The sequence below is a fragment of the Collinsella sp. AF14-35 genome, assembly GCF_003464565.1.
GTDB lineage: Bacteria > Actinomycetota > Coriobacteriia > Coriobacteriales > Coriobacteriaceae > Collinsella.
Genome location: NZ_QRZD01000050.1, coordinates 1 through 2,035 on the forward strand (window position 1 = coordinate 1; position 2,035 = coordinate 2,035).

A 2,035-nucleotide genomic window follows, 5' to 3' on the forward strand; every position below is an offset into this window, starting at 1 on the left:
ATGGTCGTGGGCATCATCGGCGCGTTCTTCGGCGTGCTGGCGTAAGGGCCCGGCTGCATAGATTTTCGTTGCAACCTGGAAAGGGGATGGAGCAGGCCTATGCCCTCCATCCCCTTTTTGTATAGAAGGAGTTCGTATGTTCGCGAAGGATCGCGAAGCAATGCGCCTGACGCCGGCAGAGGTCAGGCTGATTCTTATTGAGTCCCTGCAGTGGTGCGCCAACAACGCGGTCTACTTTTTGGGGCTTATCGGTGCGGCCACGTATGATCTGGCTGGCACGGCCTTTTTGGTTGCCGCCATTACGCTCGTGCGCAATCTTATGACGTCGGTGGGCAATATGGTGTCGGGCTCGGTCATCGATCGCTTTGGACCGCGCCGGACGTCGTTTGTGACGTGCGTGATTACGGCAGTGCTATCGCTTGGCGTGGGGTTGGCGCCGTTGTCTGTCCCCGGGCTTGTGTTTGCCGCGTGCGTCTTGGGACTTGCGGGCGGCTTTATCAACACCTGCACGCATGCGTTTCCGGGATACCTGGAGTCGACCACCGAGGGCCGTACCCGCGTGAACGGTCTCATGGTGTTCTACAGCAATATCGCCTATACCGCTGGCCCGCTGCTCGGTGGTGCCATCGTGAGCTGTTTTGCCACGCAATCGGTCTATCTGCTCATGGCGGGCATGATGGGTGTGGCGGCCGTGCTCTCCTTGGGCTGTCACGAGTGTGTTGCTCCCGCAAAAGGGGGGAAGCCGAAGGGCGGTATTCTGGGCGGCATGGCCGAGGGTGCGCGACTTACGTTTCGCGATCACGACTTGCGCCTCATCTTTATCTCGGGCTTTTTGGGCTTCTTTGCGTTTGGCGCGTTCGATTCGCTGGAGTCGTTGTTCTACCGCGATGTGCTCAACGTGGATATCGTCTGGCTGGGCTGGCTGTCCTCGGTCGTAGGCCTCACTTCCTCGGTGGGTGCGTTCATCCTGACCAAGCTTTCTGCTCGCCATGTCAACCTGCGATTGTTGCTCGGCGCGCTCATGGCCGTGGGCATTGGGTCCATGGTGTACGTGGGCACCGATATGCTGGGGGTCGCGATTATCGGTCAGGCGATTAACGGTCTGGCCTGGGGATTCCTGGAACCGCTGCAGATGATCTTGATTCAGGAGCGCGCCGACATCAAATACCTGGGGCGCATTACCGGCTTTGTGCGTTTTGGCCTGATGAGCGCCGGCGTGCTGCCGCTGCTGGCGGCTCCGTTTTTGGCGGAGGCTTTGGGCGTCCAGGCGGTGCTGTTTGGGGCATCGACCATTATTGCGCTGGTAGGAACGCTGTTCTTTGTCACACAAGGGAGGCGCCAGAGGCGTTAGCTATACATTCAATTCTAATTTAATACCACTCACCAGAGAATTTCGACCGTTCACCGAGGATTGGAGCAGATTGATAAGTGGTATTAAAAACACGTTAGGTGTATGTCTATAATTGGTATCGAAAAGAAACGCGATATATAGATTCGCGTGCAGGACAGAAAGGACAAACCATGAAGGAAACCGAGAAGATCGAGATCATGCACTTTAGCCAGGAGGGCTACGTCGAGGACGGCAAGAACGTCTACGAGACCGGCAAGAAGATGACCGCGCTCGCCGACAAGGTCGCCGACGAGGGCTACGACGCCGTCTTCCTGATGGGCGTCGGCGGCACCTGGGACGAGCTCATGCAGCTCGGGTACCTCATGAACAAGTTCGGCGACCGCGACCTCGAGGTCTACCTGATCCTCGCCGCCGAGTGGAACGTCATGGGCCACAAGCGCATGCCCGAGAAGTCCGTCGTGCTCACCGCCTCCGAGTCCGGAACCACCCCCGAGGTCCTCGAGGCCGTCAAGAAGATGAAGGGCATGGGCGTGCGCGTCTACGCCATGACCAAGCCCGAGGGTCTCATCGGCCAGGCTGTCGGCGCCGAGAATTGCGTCAAGATGGCTTCCGATCATGGCAACGGCGGCTGCGAGATGGGCTACTACCTCGCCGACTGCTTCGGCCTGCGCCTGCTCAACCGCC

At 58.9% G+C, this 2,035-nt stretch carries 1 protein-coding gene and 1 pseudogene; both read left to right on the top strand.

From position 1 onward, the window contains the following. Window positions 1-136: 136 nt before the first annotated feature. Window positions 137-1,351, top strand: a complete 1,215-nt coding sequence (locus DWW12_RS09630) for an MFS transporter (RefSeq protein WP_199570789.1) — start codon at window positions 137-139, stop codon at window positions 1,349-1,351. Between the two features lie 170 nt (window positions 1,352-1,521). After that, a pseudogene (locus DWW12_RS09635) lies at window positions 1,522-2,035 on the top strand (SIS domain-containing protein); the annotation flags it as partial.